Below are 15,929 nucleotides of genomic sequence, written 5' to 3'. Positions count from 1 at the left end.
CGCCCAAGTCGCTTGAATTCCTATGGCGGCCTTGAACCGCCGAAGGGACTGAACACATGACTGAGATGACACCGAACCCAACCATACCGGCTGCCAAGCCGAAGCCGCGACCCCGTCCGCAGGTGATGCGCCTGACGGATGCTGCCGCAACGCGGATCCGGGAGCTGACGGAGCGTGCGGATTCCGAGATCATCGGCCTGCGCGTCGGCATCAAGAACGGTGGCTGCGCCGGCCAGTCCTACACCGTCGAATATGCCCACGACATCAAGCCGACCGACGAAATCGTCGAGGACAAGGGCGTCAAGATCCTGGTCGATCCTAAGGCCGTGTTGTTCCTGCTCGGCACCGAGATGGACTACAAGACTGACCGCATGCAGGCCCAGTTTGTGTTCAACAACCCGAACCAGATCTCGGCCTGTGGCTGCGGCGAGTCCGTGCAACTGACGCCGGCGAAGATCGACGGCTGAGACTGTCATTTCATAAGTAGAACGCTGTCATGCCCGGGCAAAGCGCGAAGCGCGGCTTCGCTAGATGTCCCGGGCATCCATTTTTCTGGGCTTCGGTGAAAGCGAAGGAGGCTGGATGGCCGGGTCAAGCCCGGCCATGACGTAGGGAGACGACGCGGACGGACCGCTTCCGCAATCGCGCGTCGCATCCTACACTTCCCCAATGGACCGCGATTTCCTCAGTGAACTTTTCGCCGGCTTTGGCCCGGTAACGATCCGCCGGATGTTTTCCGGCTTTGGCATTTCCGCCGATGGCATCAACTTCGCGCTGGTGCTGCGCGGCGCGGTCTATCTGCGTGCCGATGAAATCTCGATCCCGCGTTTCGAGAGTGAGGGCTCGCAGTGTTTTCAGTATGAGATGCGCGGCAAGCTGCGGATGATCGGATCCTATTGGCAGCTGCCGGAACGGCTCTATGACGATCCCGATGAAGTCACCGAATGGGCGAGGGTCGCGCATGCCGCAGCGATCCGTGCATCGCTGGCAAAAGCAAGCAAGAAGCGGGCAACGAAGAAAGCGAAGGTCGTGAAGAAGACCGCGGCGAAAAAGAAGGCCACCAAGAAGGCTGCAGTTAAGACGGTCGCCAGCAAGAAAGCCAGTAAAGCCGCAAAGAAGCGTAAATCCTCATCCTGAGGAGCCGTGCGCTTGCGCGGCGTCTCCTTGCGAATGGTGAAGCCAAGTGTGGGGCGTCATGCCACCTGAAACTGCAGCTCCGCAGAATATTCCGGATCGACTTCGCAGATCACGCGGTTGCGGCCGCTGCGCTTCGCGGCATAGAGACAGGCGTCGGCACGGCCGATGATCGATTCCATATCGTCGCCGATCTGCAGCATCGAGACGCCGACGGAAATCGTGACGCGTCCCAGGATCTCGCCAGTCGATTTTTTCTTCAGCTCCTTTGACATCACGGCGCGGCGGATGTGATCGGCAACGGTGAGCGCCTGACGCAACGGCGTGTTCGGTAGCACCACGGCGAATTCCTCGCCGCCATAGCGCGCGGTGATATCCTGGCCCTTGATGGTCTGCTTTAATGACTGGCCGACAAGACGCAGCACCTGGTCGCCGGTGAGATGGCCATAATTGTCGTTGAAGGACTTAAAGTGATCGATGTCGAGCATCAGGAGCGACAACGGTTCGCCGCGCTTCACCGCGGTATCGATTGCCGCCATCAGCGCACGGTCGAAATATTTGCGGTTACCGAGTGCGGTGAGGGGATCGGTCAGGCTCTCGGCGCGGATCGCCTCGAGGCTCTGTTGCAGCGTGTAGACCTCGCTCTTCGAGGACAGTAGCCGCTCTTCCAGCGCCTTGTTCGTGTCGTGCACTTCACGGGTAGATTTGACGAGACTCTCGATCACGGCTTTCACCGCAGCAGAATCGTGCGCCCGCGACAAATCCTTGCTGGCACCATCCAGACTGGCATTGAAGTTCGTCGTCATGCCCAGAGCGTCGGTGATGAGCGCCATCACGTCGTCGATCTCGCCGATAACGCGGGCGCCGACCTGATCGATGCGATCGGTGGTGCGAATTTGTGAGAGATAAGTGTCGTGGATCAGGTCGAGATCGGCTTCGGTCAGCCGGCCATTGCGTGCCAGCGTCTCATTGATGACTTTGTTGAGCGCCGAATTGTAGCCAGTCGCGTAGACGTACCAGATCTCATAATTGCGCGGAATCGCCGTCTGGCGGAGCGAGCGAATTTGGCCCAGCGCGACTTCGGCAAAGGCCAAAGTCCGCTCTTGTTCGTCCAGGATGCCGGTCACGTTCTGTGCCCTCGTGGACAGCGTGTATACGCGGTCCTCTGAAATGCAAATTCGTTAAAAATATCGCATTCAGATTAGGGGACGAGAGTGAACGGCAAGTAAACGTTCCTGGCGCGATACTACCTATGCGCGTGCCCGGATCGGACGCAACAGAAAGGCCGGCAGGTGCGAATGATCCGCCGGTTCGTTGTCTTCGCGGCGCGAACGTGGCGCTTCGGCGCGGCCGATGGAGGGGGGACGCTGCGCCTGCGGGGCTGCCGCTGCCACGACCGGTGCTGCCAAAGCGGCTTCCGCGGGTTGCGCCTGCGGGCTGCGCTCGCCGCCTTCCGAACGACCACCTTCACGGCGCGGGCCACGCTCACGGCGCGGTTTGCGATCCCGTCCGCCTTCGCGGGGCTGATCGTTGCGGCCGCCGCGCGGCTGTTCGGCATTGGCTTCGCGATTGCCGGTGCGGTTGCGCGACTGGCGCGACGCCTCAGCGGTTTCGCCTTCGACAGGCTCGGAGATCGCTATGGAGGTTTCGACCTTGGGGATCGACTGGCCGATCAGTTTTTCGATCGCCAGCATGGACTTCTGGTCGGATGGGCACACCAGCGAGATCGCGGAGCCGGTGCGGCCGGCGCGGCCGGTACGGCCGATGCGGTGCACGTAGTCGTCGGAATGATGCGGGACGTCGAAATTATAGACATGGCTGACGGCGGGAATATCGAGGCCACGGGCGGCGACGTCGGAAGCCACCAGGATCGGCAGCTCGCCCTTGCGGAACTGGTCCAGCGCGGCCGTGCGGGCCGACTGCTCCATGTCGCCATGCAGGGCGCCGACACTGAAGCCGTGCTTCTGAAGCGACTTGGCGAGCAACGCGACTTCACGCTTGCGGTTGCAGAAGATGATCGCGTTCTTGAGGTCGGTGGCTTCGCGGAGAAGGGCCCGGAGCACTTCGCGCTTCTCGTGAGGCTCGCGACCGACGGCCACTTGCGACTGGGTCACGGTGACGGCGGTGGAGGCGGGCTTGGAGACTTCGATCTTCACCGGATTATGCAGGAAGGTCTCGGTGACGCGGCGGATTTCGGCGGGCATGGTCGCCGTAAAAAAGAGAGTCTGACGGGTGAACGGCACCAGCTTGCAGATGCGTTCGATGTCGGGGATGAAGCCCATGTCCAGCATGCGGTCGGCTTCGTCGATGACCAGCAATTCGACGCCGGTGAGAAGCAGTCCGCCGCGCTCGGTATGGTCGAGCAGGCGCCCCGGCGTGGCGATCAAGACGTCAACGCCGCGGGTGAGTTTGCTGTCCTGATCACCGAACGAGACTCCGCCGATCAGCAGCGCCACGTTGAGCTTCTGGCCGACGCCGTATTTGTCGAACTGCTCTTTGACCTGTGCGGCGAGTTCGCGGGTCGGTTCGAGAATGAGCGTGCGGGGCATGCGGGCGCGGGCTCGGCCCTTTTCCAGCATGGTCATCATCGGGAGAACGAAGGCAGCGGTCTTGCCGGTGCCGGTCTGGGCGATGCCGAGCACGTCTTTGCGCGCCAGCACATGAGGAATCGCTTGTTCCTGAATGGGGGTTGGGGTGGTGTAACCGGTAGCCGCAACGGCGGCGAGAACCTTGTCGGACAAGCCGAGATTGGAGAAGGACATTGAGCCTCTGTATGGGGGCATGATCTGATCCGGTATCCGGATGATCACCGTTCGGAATCACGCCTCAGGTCGAAACCGCCGCTTGGATTCTCGGGAAATACTGCAACGCTTATCCCCGGAGCGGCACGCAAACATGCACGGAGACGCTGGGCGCTGACAGGCGGCTTACTCAAGATATCGCGTTTCGATACCGGGCCGCGTCGAGCCGGAACATAGGCTGGAATCGGCCAAAGTCAATCCGCCACACCCTGGAACATCCCAAAAAGCTTAATGTTTTAGCGGAAAAGGGCCAAAACCGGGATATTGGCGGGGGCTTGGGGCCCCGCCGGACGGCCGCTACGCGACGTCGCGTGTGACGTCGATGCAGCGCTGACCGTTAGTCGACCGGCCTGCGTTCGCGGCCGGGTGGACCGGCAATGGCGATGAGCGCGCCGCTCAGTAACAGCGCGGTCGAGATCACCATGAACATCGCGATCGGACCGTGGCTGCCGAGCAGCGGCAGCAGCGCGATCGGTACCAGCGCCGATACGACGCGGCCGAGGCCCCATGCGCCAGCGGTGGCCGAGGCGCGCAGATGCGTCGGCAGCAGCTCGACAGCGTAGAGGCTAAGCACGGCGCTGTAGACGGCACTGGCGAGGTTGAACACGATGCCGGTGACGATGAGCGGCGTTAGCACCGTGCTGACAGCGAAAGTCAGCCCAGTTGCGATCATCGCCACGGCACAGGCGACCAGAGCGAGGCGCCGCGGGATACGATCGACGAAGGCCGATGCCGCCGCGATGCCGATCGATGGACCGAACATCGTAAGTCCCGCGAACAGCAGGGACTCGCTGACATGAAATCCCTTCTGCACCATCACCGCGGCGCTGAGCAGCGGGAAGCCAATGGTGGCCCAGGGTCCGAGTACATAGAGCGCGGCAAGGAGCGCTGTGCGCCGCAGGCTGATCCGATCGCGGGCGAGCGCTCGGAAGCCGCTGGATCTGGTCGCAATAGTTTCGGGAGCGGAGATCGCCGGCGGTGATGGCTGACGCGCGGATGCCTCGAAGCGGCGGCAGGCGGCATCAGCCTCGGCGTCGCGTCCGACCGATGCGAGCCAGCGCGGCGATTCCGGCACCAGGAAGAACAGCAGGGCTGCCAGGGTCGAGCACGCGCTGCCGAAGATCAAGGCCCAGCGCCAGCCCTCGATGCCCCATGGCGCGATGGGCGTCAGCCAGCGGATCATCAGGATGATTGCCGGTGCGCCGAGAAAGGCGAGCGCGCCGCACAGCATCATCAAAAGGCCGCGGCGCCGGGGCGGCAGCAGGTCTGACAGATAGGCCGATGTCAAAGGCGGATAGCCGCCGATGGCGAGGCCGGAGATGAAGCGGAAGGCCGTCATGGTTGCCACATCGCGACTGGCGGCGACGGCGAGCGAGCTCAGCGCCAGGACGGCAAGCGCGCTCTGCAGCGCGATCTGGCGGCCATAGCGATCCGCAATCCAGCCGAACACAGGTGCACCAACGGCGCCGCCGGCAAAGACCGATGCCAACAACAGCGAGAGCTCGCCGCGCGAGATGCTGTAGGGCGGCGCGAGGAAGATGCCGGAAAAGGCATTGCTGAGCGCCACTTCGGCGATGTCTGCGAACAGGCCGAAGGCACAGAGCGCGAAGATGCCGAGGTGAAGCGGCGTGACTGGCAGCCCGTCCAGGCGTGCCGCAATAGTTGGCACGGCTGCGCCCGCTAGCGCCCCGTGCGTCCGCACCTGGTCGTTCATCTGACGCCCCGCATCTCATAGCGGCAACGCAATGCGCGTCCTCCGCTGCCCGCGCGGACCATATGTCGATGGAGCTGGATGAGTCGAGAGGAGGGTATGTGGCGGCGAACCGCAGCGTCTCAAATCTGCGTCGGCGTTGCCGCGCAGCCATACAGGATCATCTCGCAGGTCTGGCGATAGCGCGCCGAGAAGTCATTCGCTGCGATCGGAGGGAGTGCCTGATTGACAGCCCGTCCGCCGTCGGCCAGCGCCTGTGCGATCTGCGCGGCCGTAAAACGGCCGGTCAGGATCAGCAGCTTGCTGTAGTGGAAATCGATAATCAGCTTTTCCAGCTCGGCCTGGAAGGCGATTGCGGACTCGATCATGAGATCGCGGCAGCGCCGAAAGGCTTCCGCATTGAGCTCGACGGTATGCGGTGAGAACGTCAGCATCCGACGGGTTTCGCCGTATCTCAGGTCGATGATCGTCGCAAAGATGTCGAGTGCGCTGCCGCCACTTTCCCGGATCTTCTGGCCGGCCTCGAGTGCCTGCGCTATCGCGACTTCATTGCGATGGCCGATCGAGGCACGAAATGCCTCTTCCTTGTTGCTGAAATAGTAATAGAGCGCGCGCTGCGTGAAGCCGCACTCTCTCGCGAGACCGACCATCGACAGGCCGGCATAGCCGTGGTCGAGAAATGCCTTGTTGACCCGAAGCAGCAACTCGTGCCCGGGCGTAATCATCTTCTTTGCCATTGGTCGTCAGGTATCCAGTCGTAGCGGGCTTCGGGCGGGTGATTAAAACTGCCTGAAATCTTACAGTCTAAAAAATCCCATCCCCAGATCGCCAGCTACGGAGGAACGCAAAGTTCCTGAGGCGCGTTTCCTGACATTGGTTGCCTGTAGCAGGAGCCGGTTTTAGCAATTGCTCCCCGGATTGGCTCCGGACCTGATGAATTGTCACATAGCACATGTCGGGGCAATCATGTCGATGATTGGCCGCGTACCCCTTATCCACAGGACTTCGCGACCTGTGGTACCTCATCACCCCTGATCGAGAGCGCACGCCGAGCCGTCCGGAAGTCGACTTATTCCGGCGCGCGCGAGAGGGATACCGCAGGCTGACTATTTGCCGTAAGTGCCCAGCTGCATCCCGAGATTCTGCATCACGAAAGCATTCATGCGCAGATGCACCTCGCTGCCGCTCTGTAGACGGGCATCGACCTCATAGGTCGCCGGATCGACCTGGCGGATCCCGATGATCTGGTTGATATCCAGCACTTCCGGGGTGGTCTGTGCAGGCTTGGCGGCCACCGGGGCGCGCTTCGGTTTGGCGGCGGCAGCCGGCGGTTTCGCCGCGGTAGCGGGGGCCGCATCCTGCGCGAGTGCCATGGTGGGAAGCAGCAGGGCGGCTGCGAGGACGAGTGATTTCACGAGGATCTCCTGACTCTGATTGGGGCTCGGGCTAGCGGAGATTAAGGCGGAAAATGTGGCAGCGGGGCTGCAATCGGCGGGCAGATGATCTGCCTGAGCAGGCAGGACAAAATGGGTGGTAACGGCTAGACCTCGGTTTGAACCGGCCGCAGTTCTGCCTCGACCAAGGCAGACAATGACGCGGTCGAGCCACCACACGGATACATGTGCTGGCGGGGCGGGGATAGAACAATGCGACGGCTTTTGATTCTGCTGGCAGCGCTGGCAGCGGCGGCACTTTCGACAGCGCCGGCTTTTGCTGCAAAACGCGTGGCGCTGGTCATCGGCAATAACGACTATCGCAATGTGCCGAAACTGCAGAAGGCCGTGAATGACGCCCGCAGCATAGGGGGCGCGCTGAAGAATCTGGGCTTCAGCGTCATGGTCGCCGAGAACCAGACCCGACAAGCCTTCAGTCAGTCGTTGCTCGCGTTCGATTCGACGATTGAAAAAGGCGACACGGCCTTTTTCTTTTTTGCAGGGCACGGCTTCGAGATCGCCGGCCAGAACTTCCTGCTGCCCACGGATGTCCCTGCCGCCACGGAAGGGCAGGAAGAGCTGGTGCGCGACTCAGCGATTCTCGCCGACCGGATTGTAACGCGGCTGCAGATGCGCGGCGCGCGGACGTCGATTCTGGTGTTCGACGCCTGTCGCAACAATCCGTTCGAGCGCGCTGGCACCCGCGCTGTGGCCGGCAGCGGTGGCCTCGCTCCGATGACGACGCTCCCGGAAGGCGTGTTTTCGATCTTCTCGGCCGGGCCGCGGCAGACCGCGCTGGATCGTTTGTCGAACAACGACACCGATCCGAATTCGGTTTTCACGCGCGCCTTCATCAAGGAGCTGCAGGAGCCATCGCTGAACCTCGTGCAGGTCGCGCAGCGCACCCGGCGGACCGTCAGCGAGATGGCAGAGACCGTGAAGCACCGTCAGGTGCCGGTGTATTTCGACCAGATGGTCGATGACGTCTTTCTCAATGGTGTGGCGCTTAAGCAGGCCGATGCGCGGCCGCCCGAACCGCTGCAGCAGGTCGCTGCGCTGCCCCCTGTCAACGTTCCGCAACTGCCGCCGGCCAACGATGCGGTGAACGCACCGATCGCCAGCTTCTCGCGCCACAATGGCGGCTGGACCGTGATGTTCTCGATCGCCGATCCGACGCTGGGTATCTCCTGGCGGATGGGCGAGGGAGGTAATTTCCGCGAGACCGGCTTCATGGACACGCTCGATCCGCGCACGCGCAAGCGAATGCCGAATCCGGCGATCCAGCTCGACGCCGATGCAGCGGCGACGACGATCTATCTGCGTTACGTCGACGCGAACGGCGAGATGCAGGGCCCGTTTCCGATCCGCTTCGATCCCGAGGCGGCGCTGGTTCGCGACCAGCGCAAGATCCTCGATATGACCGCCGGAAGCTGGCTTGCCTTCGGTGGCTACAACACGCCCCTGATGTATTATACGCATCTGATGTCGTATCGCTGTGCCATTCGCGAGGCCCGCGTCGGGATCGATAGCGCCGTGCCGGACAAGCTGCTGAAATTCCCGCCCTGCGACCTGCGCGACCCCATAGCGACGCCGTCGGATGCCGAGACCTACATCAAAATCCCGGCCTCGACGAAGTTCGTGTCGGTCGAATTGACGTTCCGGGACGGCAGCATCTCCGAAACCAAGAGCTTCCGACGTTCGGGAAATCGATGAGCATGATCGACACCGCCCCGCGAACCGCGGCATTTCGACTATCGCAAGCTCGCATTCCTTGATCAAGAAATTCGACTCGCCGGAGGAATAGCGAATGGCTGCAGGCGCGAACGAGAACTCGCTGACCGCGCGCTGCTGCATCGTTGGCGGTGGCCCTGCCGGAATGATGCTCGGCTATCTGCTCGGCCGCGCCGGCGTCGATACGATCGTTATCGAGAAACACGCCGACTTCTTCCGCGATTTCCGCGGTGACACCGTGCATCCATCGACGCTGCAGGTGATGGACGAGCTTGGCCTGATCGACGACTTCCTGAAGATCAAGCACGATCGTATCCAGAAGATGGATGGCTTCTTCGGAACGCATAAGCTGCGCATCGCGGATATCAGCCGCACCAGCGCGAAGTATCCGTTTATCGCCTTCATGCCGCAGTGGGATTTCCTCAATTTCCTGCGCGACAAAGCGCAGCGCTATCCGCATCTCAAGGTGATGATGAACACCGAGGCGACCGATCTCATCTGGTCGGGCGAGCAAGTGGTCGGCGTCAAGGCCATCACGCAGCAGGGGCCGGTCGAGATCCATGCCGATCTGACAGTGGCCTGCGATGGCCGGCATTCGATCGTGCGGCCGGCGGCGAAGCTGGAGGTCGAAGACATCGGTGCGCCCATGGACATCTTGTGGTTTCGCGTTGCCAAGGGCGCGGAGACCGAGAGCGTGTTCGCGCGGCTCGAGCCCGGCAAGATGATGGTGACCATCGATCGCGGGGACTACTGGCAATGCGCTTATGTGATCGCCAAGGGGCACTATGAGGAGATCAAGGTGCGTGGCCTTGAGGCTTTCCGTGCCGAAACGTCACGTCTGGCGCCGATCCTGAGCGCGCATATCGAAGAGCTGAAGAGCTGGGACGACGTCAAACTACTGACCGTCGCGATCAATCGGCTCAAGCGCTGGACCCGGCCGGGGCTGTTGTGCATCGGCGACGCCGCGCATGCGATGTCCCCGGTTGGCGGCGTCGGTGTGAATATCGCGGTGCAGGACGCCGTCGCGACCGCTAACCTGCTGGCGGCGAAGCTGGCGAAGGGACCGGTGACCGAGGACGACCTCGGCGCGGTGCGTCGCCGCCGCGAATTCCCGATGCGCGCGACACAGGGCATGCAGGTCGTGATGCAAAACAACATCATCAGCCGTGCACTGGCCAAGGGCGGCGAGCCGCTGACGCCGCCGCTGATCATGCGCCTCGTCAGCGCGTTTCCGCCGCTGCAGGGATTAACCGCGCGTTTCCTGGCCATTGGCGTACGACCCGAGCACGTGCAGTCGCCGGAAGCCTAAGACAGATTATCCCTGCACCGAGAAGCCGCCGTCCACGGGGATTGCCGTACCGGTGACGAAGTCCGAGGCGCGCGACGACAGGAACACGGCAATGCCCGCGAAATCTCCCGACGCGCCCCAGCGGCCGGCGGGCGTTCGTGCCAGTACTTTGTCATGCAGGCCGTCGATTTCACGGCGCGCATTCTGTGTCAGTTCGGTATCGATCCAGCCCGGCAGAACGGCGTTGCACTGAATATTGTGAGGCGCCCAAGCGACGGCGCAGGAGCGGGTGAACTGGACGATGCCGCCTTTGCTGGCTGCATAGGCTGGCGCGAAAGACGCGCCGAAGATCGACAGCATCGAGCCGATATTGATGATCTTGCCGCCGCCCGCGACCTTCATCGCGGGATGCGCCGCCTGCGAACAGACGAAGGCGCTGGTGAGATTGGTCTTGATCACGCTGTCCCATTCGTCGAGTGCGATCTCGTGCGGCGGCTTGCGGATGTTGATGCCGGCATTGTTGATGAGGATATCGATGCGGCCCAGTTCTTTCAGCACGCGTGCGATCATTCCATCGACAGCGGTCTTGTCGGTCACATCGGCCGCAATGGCGACCGCCCTGGCGCCGCTCTCAGTCAATTCCGCGACGGCATCCTTGGATTTCGTCTGGTTGCGTCCCACCACCGCGATGGCGGCGCCGGCCTGCGCCAGACCCCGCGCCATGCCGAGCCCGATGCCGCCATTGCCGCCAGTGACGATGGCCACTTTGCCGGAGAGATCGAACAGTCCTGCAGTCATGGTGTTGTCCTCATTGCATCAGCCTTGAATTGAAAAGCCGCCATCGACCGTGAGCGCGGCACCGTTGACGAAGTCGGAAGCCCCGCTGGCCAAGAACACGGCCGCGCCCGCAAGATCATCAGGCCTACCCCAGCGCTGCGCCGGTACACGCCCGAGAATGCGATCGTGCAGTTCGGGTCGGATGTCCTTGGCGCGCTTGGTCAGGTCGGTGTCGATCCAGCCGGGCAGAATGGCGTTGGACTGGATGTTGTCCGCAGCCCAGGCAGTCGCCAGCGCGCGGGTGAATTGCAGGATGCCGCCTTTGCTTGAGGCGTAGTTCGCCGCGCCGCCGGCGCCGAGCGTGGCCAACACCGAGGCGATATTGATGATCTTGCCGCGGCCTGCGGCTTTCATCGTCGGGTAGACAGCCTGCGCGCAGATGAAAGGCGCGGTCATGTTGACGTCGATGACCTTCTGCCAGTCGGCCAGCGCCATTTCTTCGATTGGCGCGGAGATGCTGATGCCGGCATTGTTGACGAGGATGTCAATGTGGCCGAACGCGTTCAACGTTGCGGACACCATCTGCGCGATCGAGTTCGGGTCGGTAACATCGGTCGTCAATGCGAGTACCGGATGTCCGGACGTCTCCAGTTCGGCTTTTGCCGAAGCGGCATTATCGCTGTTGCGATCGGCGATCACGAGGGTCGCACCGGCATTCGCCAGCCCGCGCGCCATGCCGAGGCCAATTCCGGTGTTGCCGCCGGTGACGATGGCGACCCTGCCGGTGAGATCGAAGAGATTACTGGTCAAAGATTGTCCGCCCCGCATGATTGTTCCTGACGCGTTCTACGGCGCGTCTGGGACGGATCATCGCAAGACTGGCGGGAAGATGGAAGGGGGCGTCAGCGCCGCACGAGCGCCAGTCCCATCAGTCCGACGCCAAGCGCGGCGAGAGCCGCGCCGTAATAGGCCCACTGCATCTGGCTGATCATGAAACTGGACTTTGGCCAGTTCACGAGCCCGGCGCCCTGGCCGATCCAGAGGATGCCGATCAGGAAAGCGAGAATGCCGAGAGTGAGCAATGGTGCGCGCATGGGATAGATACGATGAACGGAGCCAAAGGTTTCAAGCGCCAGCTGTGGCGGTGACGAACCAACTGTTTGGTTCATCACCGCAGTTTCATTTCGGCAGGGCGATTAGAAGCGCTCGCCAACCATTTCCTCACTCTTGGCCCATAGCGCCTTGGCGCGTTCGGCATCGAGCGCGTAAGCGCGCACGCCTTCGCTGGCCGGATTGATCAGCCCGTCGACGATCTCCGAGACGTGACAGTTCTCGCAATAGCGGCCGCCGATCTCGTCCGCGCTGGCGACCACGCCGGCCCACACCGAAGTTGCAGCGCCTTGCGGAATGGTCTTCCATTGAAACAGCGGTTTACCCTCGGCCGCGAGCTCGGCATTGATGCCGTCGAGCATGGCATCGATCGTTGCTTCGCCGATATGGCGGCCGAGTTCTGTCTTGATGCCGCCGGGATGCAGCGCGGTGGCGCGCACGCCGCGCGCCCGATGCCGCCGGTCGAACTCGACGGCGAACAGGATGTTGGCGGTCTTCGAGCGGCCATAGCCGATGACCGGCTCATAGGACCCCTTGGTGAAATTGGGATCTTCGAGATCCACGTCGGCGAAGCGATGGCCGGACGAGGCGACGTTGACCAGCCGCGCGGTAGGCGACAGCAGTGACGCGATACGGTTGACCAATACGAAGTGACCGAGATGGTTCGTGCCGAACTGGGTCTCGAAGCCGTCTACAGTGAGGCCGAACGGCGGCGCCATCACACCGGCATTGGCGATCACCAGGTCGAATGGGCGGCCCGCCGCGACCAGCGCATCGGCGCAGGCGCGGACACTGGCCAGCGAGCCGAGATCGAGTGCAATCAGTTCGAGGCCACCGCCGCCAGTGGCATCGGCGCGCACTTGCGCGGTCGCCGCTTCCGCCTTGGCGAGGTCACGGGCGGCACCGACCACCTGCGCGCCCCGGGCGGCCAAGCTGCGCGCCGTCTCGACGCCGAGCCCGGCTGAGACGCCGGTGACCAGAATGCGCTTGCTGCGGAGGTCGACGCCAGCGAGCACGTCGTTGGTGGTGGAAGTGGCACTGAAAGGTCCTGCCATGATAGCTCCTTGCGTTTGGCACGACGCGCCTCCGAGCTGATCGAGCTTTGTCGAACGGCGCTTTGAGGGTATAAATGGAGGCCGTCTCCGTTTAAATACGGAGGCATCCTCCGTTTATCAAGAGGTGACCCGTAAAATGGCACAGGAGGCCAAGCCGAAGGCCGTTCGCGGACCACGGATCGATGCGCAGCGCAATCGTCAGCGGCTGTTGGAAACGGCAAAGGCGACATTTGCCGAAAAGGGCGAGGCGGCCGGTCTTGAGGAGATCGCGCGGCTCGCGGGCGTCGGAATCGGGACGCTATATCGCCACTTCCCCACCCGCGACGCATTGGTCGAGGCGGTCTATCGCAACGAGACACAGCAGCTTGCCGAGGCCGCTGCGGAACTTGCGACCACACATGCCCCGGTGGAGGCCTTGCGCACCTGGATGCGAATCTTCGTCGATCACATTGCGACGAAGCAACTGATGGCGGGTGTGCTGGGTTCGATTGTTGGCGACTGTTCGGACCTCTATGCCGATGCTGGCACGCAGATCAAAACTGCGATGGCAATGCTGGTCGACCGCGCCGTTGCCAATGGTGACATCCGCCTCGATCTCGATCCGCTCGACATGTTGCGCGCACTGGCCGGCGTGGCCAGTGTCAGCGCAGGTCCGAATTGGGAAGCCAGCGCCAAGCGGCTCGTCGATATCCTGATCGCCGGCGTTCGCACGCCGGGCGGCGAGGGGCAATGACTAAATAGGGAATAAAAGATTGCTCCCGGCACGCGCCCGATGATTTCTGAAGCGTGAGCGCGTCCGAGAAACGAGCTTTTAAACGTCCAGCAATTCCTCGTTGGCGAATTCCGCCTTGTCCGAGATGAACGCAAAGCGCGCTTCGGCCTTGGTGCCCATCAGGCGCTCAACGGAGTCAGCAGTGCCGTCGCGGTCTTCCGGCAGCAGCTGCACGCGCAGCAAGGTGCGGCGCGCCGGGTCCATGGTGGTTTCCTTCAGCTGCGCCGGCATCATTTCGCCGAGGCCTTTGAAGCGACCGACATCGACCTTGGCATTGGCGTTGAATTCGCTCTTCAGCAACGCGTCCTTGTGCGCATCGTCGCGCGCATAGACCGTCTTGCTGCCATGGGTCAGGCGGTAGAGTGGGGGGACTGCGAGATAGAGATGCCCTTCATCGATCATCTTTGGCATCTGCCGGTAGAAGAAGGTGATCAGCAATGATGCGATGTGGGCGCCGTCGACATCGGCGTCGGTCATGATGATGATGCGCGAATAGCGCAGGTCTTCTTCGCGGTAATGCGCGCCGGTGCCGGCGCCGATCGCCTGCATGAGGTCTGATATCTGCGCGTTGGCCGTCAGCTTTTCCTTGGTCGCCGAGGCGACGTTGAGGATCTTGCCGCGCAGCGGCAGGATGGCCTGGGTCTTGCGATCGCGCGCCTGCTTGGCGCTGCCGCCTGCCGAATCGCCCTCGACGATGAACAGTTCGGAGCCTTCGGTCGCGGTATTGGTGCAGTCGGCCAGCTTGCCGGGCAGGCGCAGCTTCTTCACCGCGGTCTTGCGCGAAGTCTCCTTTTCGGCGCGGCGGCGCAGACGCTCGTCGGCGCGCTCGAGCACGAATTCGAGCAGCTTGTTGGCCTGGACGGGATTGCCGGACAGCCAGTGGTCGAACGGATCCTTGATGGCCTGTTCGACGATCTTTTGGGCTTCGGCGGTCGCGAGACGATCCTTGGTCTGGCCCTGGAATTCCGGCTCGCGCACGAATACCGAGAGCATCACGGCGGCGCCGACCATCACGTCTTCCGAAGTGATGGTGCCAGAGCGCTTGCCCTGGCCGACGCGTTCGGCGTGGTCCTTCAATCCGCGCAGCATGGCGCTGCGCATGCCGGCTTCATGGGTGCCGCCGTCTGGCGTCGGCACGGTGTTGGTATAGGACGACATGAAACCGTCGGCATCCGCGGTCCAGGCGACAGCCCATTCGCAGGCGCCATGGGCGCCATTGCGGCCGGATTTGCCGGAGAAGATCTCCGGATGCACCAGCGTATCGGCATGGATCGCCGCGGCGAGATAGTCCTTGAGGCCGCCGGGAAAGTGGAATTCGTCCTCGGCCGGAGTATCCTCAAGGCCCTTGAGCAGTTCCGGATCGCACTTCCAGCGGATCTTCACGCCGCCAAACAGATAGGCCTTGGAGCGCGCCATCTTGAACAGACGCTGCGGCTTGAAGGCTGCCTTGGCGCCGAAGATGTCGGTATCCGGCTTGAAGCGCACGCGGGTGCCGCGGCGGTTATGAACCTTGCCGAGATCCTCAAGCTTGCCTTGGGGAATGCCGCGGGCGAACGTCATCTTGTAGAGCTGTTGGTTACGCGCGACCTCGACCTCGAGCAGCGAGGAGAGGGCGTTGACCACGGAGACACCGACACCGTGCAGACCGCCCGAAGTCTCGTAGACCTTGGAGTCGAATTTGCCGCCGGCATGCAGCGTGCACATGATGACTTCGAGGGCGGATTTCTTCGGATGTTTCGGATGCGGATCGACCGGGATGCCGCGGCCGTTGTCCGACACCGACAGGAAGCCGTCGGCGGTGAGTTCCACCTCGATGAAGGTCGCATGGCCAGCCAGCGCCTCGTCCATCGAGTTGTCGATCACTTCGGCGAACAGGTGATGCAGCGCCTTTTCATCGGTGCCACCGATATACATGCCCGGACGACGCCGGACCGGCTCGAGGCCTTCGAGGACCTCGATGTCCGCGGCCGTATAGCCGTCTTCGGCATTGGCGGAGCGGGTGGACGCCTTCGGTGCCGCAGCCGATTTTGGCGCGCTGGCGCCACCAAAAAGATCAGCTTTCGCGTTTGATTTCTGTGCCTTGGCCATATGTCTTAAAGTTTTGTCTCGGTTGGCGC

The 15,929-nt window shown here is 62.6% G+C and carries 15 protein-coding genes; 5 read left to right on the top strand and 10 right to left on the bottom strand.

The genetic code is table 11. The features are described 5' to 3' along the window. Positions 1-56: 56 nt before the first annotated feature. Both AB7813_RS04970 and AB7813_RS04965 read left to right on the top strand, forming a co-directional pair. On the top strand, positions 57-467 hold the full coding sequence (locus tag AB7813_RS04970) for a HesB/IscA family protein (RefSeq protein WP_175368910.1): 411 nt from the start codon (positions 57-59) through the stop codon (positions 465-467). A 202-nt stretch (positions 468-669) separates the two neighbouring features. Then, positions 670-1,137: a TfoX/Sxy family protein gene (locus AB7813_RS04965; RefSeq protein ID WP_175368911.1), complete on the top strand. Its 468-nt coding sequence runs from the start codon at positions 670-672 to the stop codon at positions 1,135-1,137. A gap of 56 nt (positions 1,138-1,193) precedes the next feature. Here AB7813_RS04965 and AB7813_RS04960 read toward each other — a convergent pair whose 3' ends face one another. The 5 genes from AB7813_RS04960 to AB7813_RS04940 all read right to left on the bottom strand — a co-directional run bounded on the left by AB7813_RS04960 (position 1,194) and on the right by AB7813_RS04940 (position 7,061). After that, positions 1,194-2,261 carry a diguanylate cyclase gene (locus tag AB7813_RS04960; protein ID WP_120289426.1) on the bottom strand — a complete coding sequence of 356 codons (1,068 nt, stop codon included), beginning with the start codon at positions 2,259-2,261 and terminating at the stop codon, positions 1,194-1,196. Positions 2,262-2,384: 123 nt separating this feature from the next. Beyond that, positions 2,385-3,896, bottom strand: a complete 1,512-nt coding sequence (locus AB7813_RS04955) for a DEAD/DEAH box helicase (RefSeq protein WP_175368912.1) — start codon at positions 3,894-3,896, stop codon at positions 2,385-2,387. A gap of 376 nt (positions 3,897-4,272) precedes the next feature. Then, positions 4,273-5,649, bottom strand: a complete 1,377-nt coding sequence (locus tag AB7813_RS04950; protein WP_439063957.1) for an MFS transporter — start codon at positions 5,647-5,649, stop codon at positions 4,273-4,275. A gap of 119 nt (positions 5,650-5,768) precedes the next feature. Further along, entirely contained in the window at positions 5,769-6,383 is a 615-nt protein-coding gene (locus AB7813_RS04945; protein ID WP_089264150.1) for a TetR/AcrR family transcriptional regulator, read from the bottom strand. Positions 6,384-6,752: 369 nt separating this feature from the next. Continuing rightward, positions 6,753-7,061 (bottom strand): hypothetical protein, encoded by a 309-nt coding sequence (locus AB7813_RS04940; protein ID WP_093758428.1) that lies wholly within the window; start codon positions 7,059-7,061, stop codon positions 6,753-6,755. Between the two features lie 231 nt (positions 7,062-7,292). Here AB7813_RS04940 and AB7813_RS04935 point away from each other — a divergent pair, with 231 nt between their 5' ends. Further along, a complete protein-coding gene (locus AB7813_RS04935) occupies positions 7,293-8,792 on the top strand; it encodes a caspase family protein (RefSeq protein ID WP_439077225.1) in 1,500 nt (499 codons plus the stop codon). A 94-nt stretch (positions 8,793-8,886) separates the two neighbouring features. After that, positions 8,887-10,119 carry an FAD-dependent oxidoreductase gene (locus AB7813_RS04930; protein ID WP_089264153.1) on the top strand — a complete coding sequence of 411 codons (1,233 nt, stop codon included), beginning with the start codon at positions 8,887-8,889 and terminating at the stop codon, positions 10,117-10,119. A 6-nt stretch (positions 10,120-10,125) separates the two neighbouring features. Here AB7813_RS04930 and AB7813_RS04925 read toward each other — a convergent pair whose 3' ends face one another. The 4 genes from AB7813_RS04925 to AB7813_RS04910 form a co-directional block, all read right to left on the bottom strand. Continuing rightward, entirely contained in the window at positions 10,126-10,896 is a 771-nt protein-coding gene (locus AB7813_RS04925; protein WP_093758431.1) for an SDR family NAD(P)-dependent oxidoreductase, read from the bottom strand. Between the two features lie 18 nt (positions 10,897-10,914). Beyond that, positions 10,915-11,685, bottom strand: coding sequence for an SDR family NAD(P)-dependent oxidoreductase (locus tag AB7813_RS04920; RefSeq protein ID WP_439063954.1), 771 nt, complete (start codon positions 11,683-11,685; stop codon positions 10,915-10,917). 92 nt (positions 11,686-11,777) lie between these two features. Beyond that, a complete protein-coding gene (locus AB7813_RS04915; protein ID WP_439063953.1) occupies positions 11,778-12,044 on the bottom strand; it encodes a hypothetical protein in 267 nt (88 codons plus the stop codon). Between the two features lie 27 nt (positions 12,045-12,071). Continuing rightward, positions 12,072-13,040, bottom strand: a complete 969-nt coding sequence (locus AB7813_RS04910) for an SDR family NAD(P)-dependent oxidoreductase (RefSeq protein ID WP_439083401.1) — start codon at positions 13,038-13,040, stop codon at positions 12,072-12,074. A 136-nt stretch (positions 13,041-13,176) separates the two neighbouring features. Here AB7813_RS04910 and AB7813_RS04905 point away from each other — a divergent pair, with 136 nt between their 5' ends. After that, positions 13,177-13,773 carry a TetR/AcrR family transcriptional regulator gene (locus tag AB7813_RS04905; protein WP_439058487.1) on the top strand — a complete coding sequence of 199 codons (597 nt, stop codon included), beginning with the start codon at positions 13,177-13,179 and terminating at the stop codon, positions 13,771-13,773. Positions 13,774-13,851: 78 nt separating this feature from the next. Here AB7813_RS04905 and parE read toward each other — a convergent pair whose 3' ends face one another. Further along, a complete protein-coding gene (gene parE, locus AB7813_RS04900; protein ID WP_089264158.1) occupies positions 13,852-15,900 on the bottom strand; it encodes a DNA topoisomerase IV subunit B in 2,049 nt (682 codons plus the stop codon). Positions 15,901-15,929: the final 29 nt, after the last annotated feature.

This window comes from Tardiphaga sp. 20_F10_N6_6, assembly GCF_052076045.1.
GTDB lineage: Bacteria > Pseudomonadota > Alphaproteobacteria > Rhizobiales > Xanthobacteraceae > Tardiphaga > Tardiphaga robiniae.
Note: the sequence above shows the minus strand (reverse complement) of the source record. Positions and strands in the feature narration are given on the sequence as shown.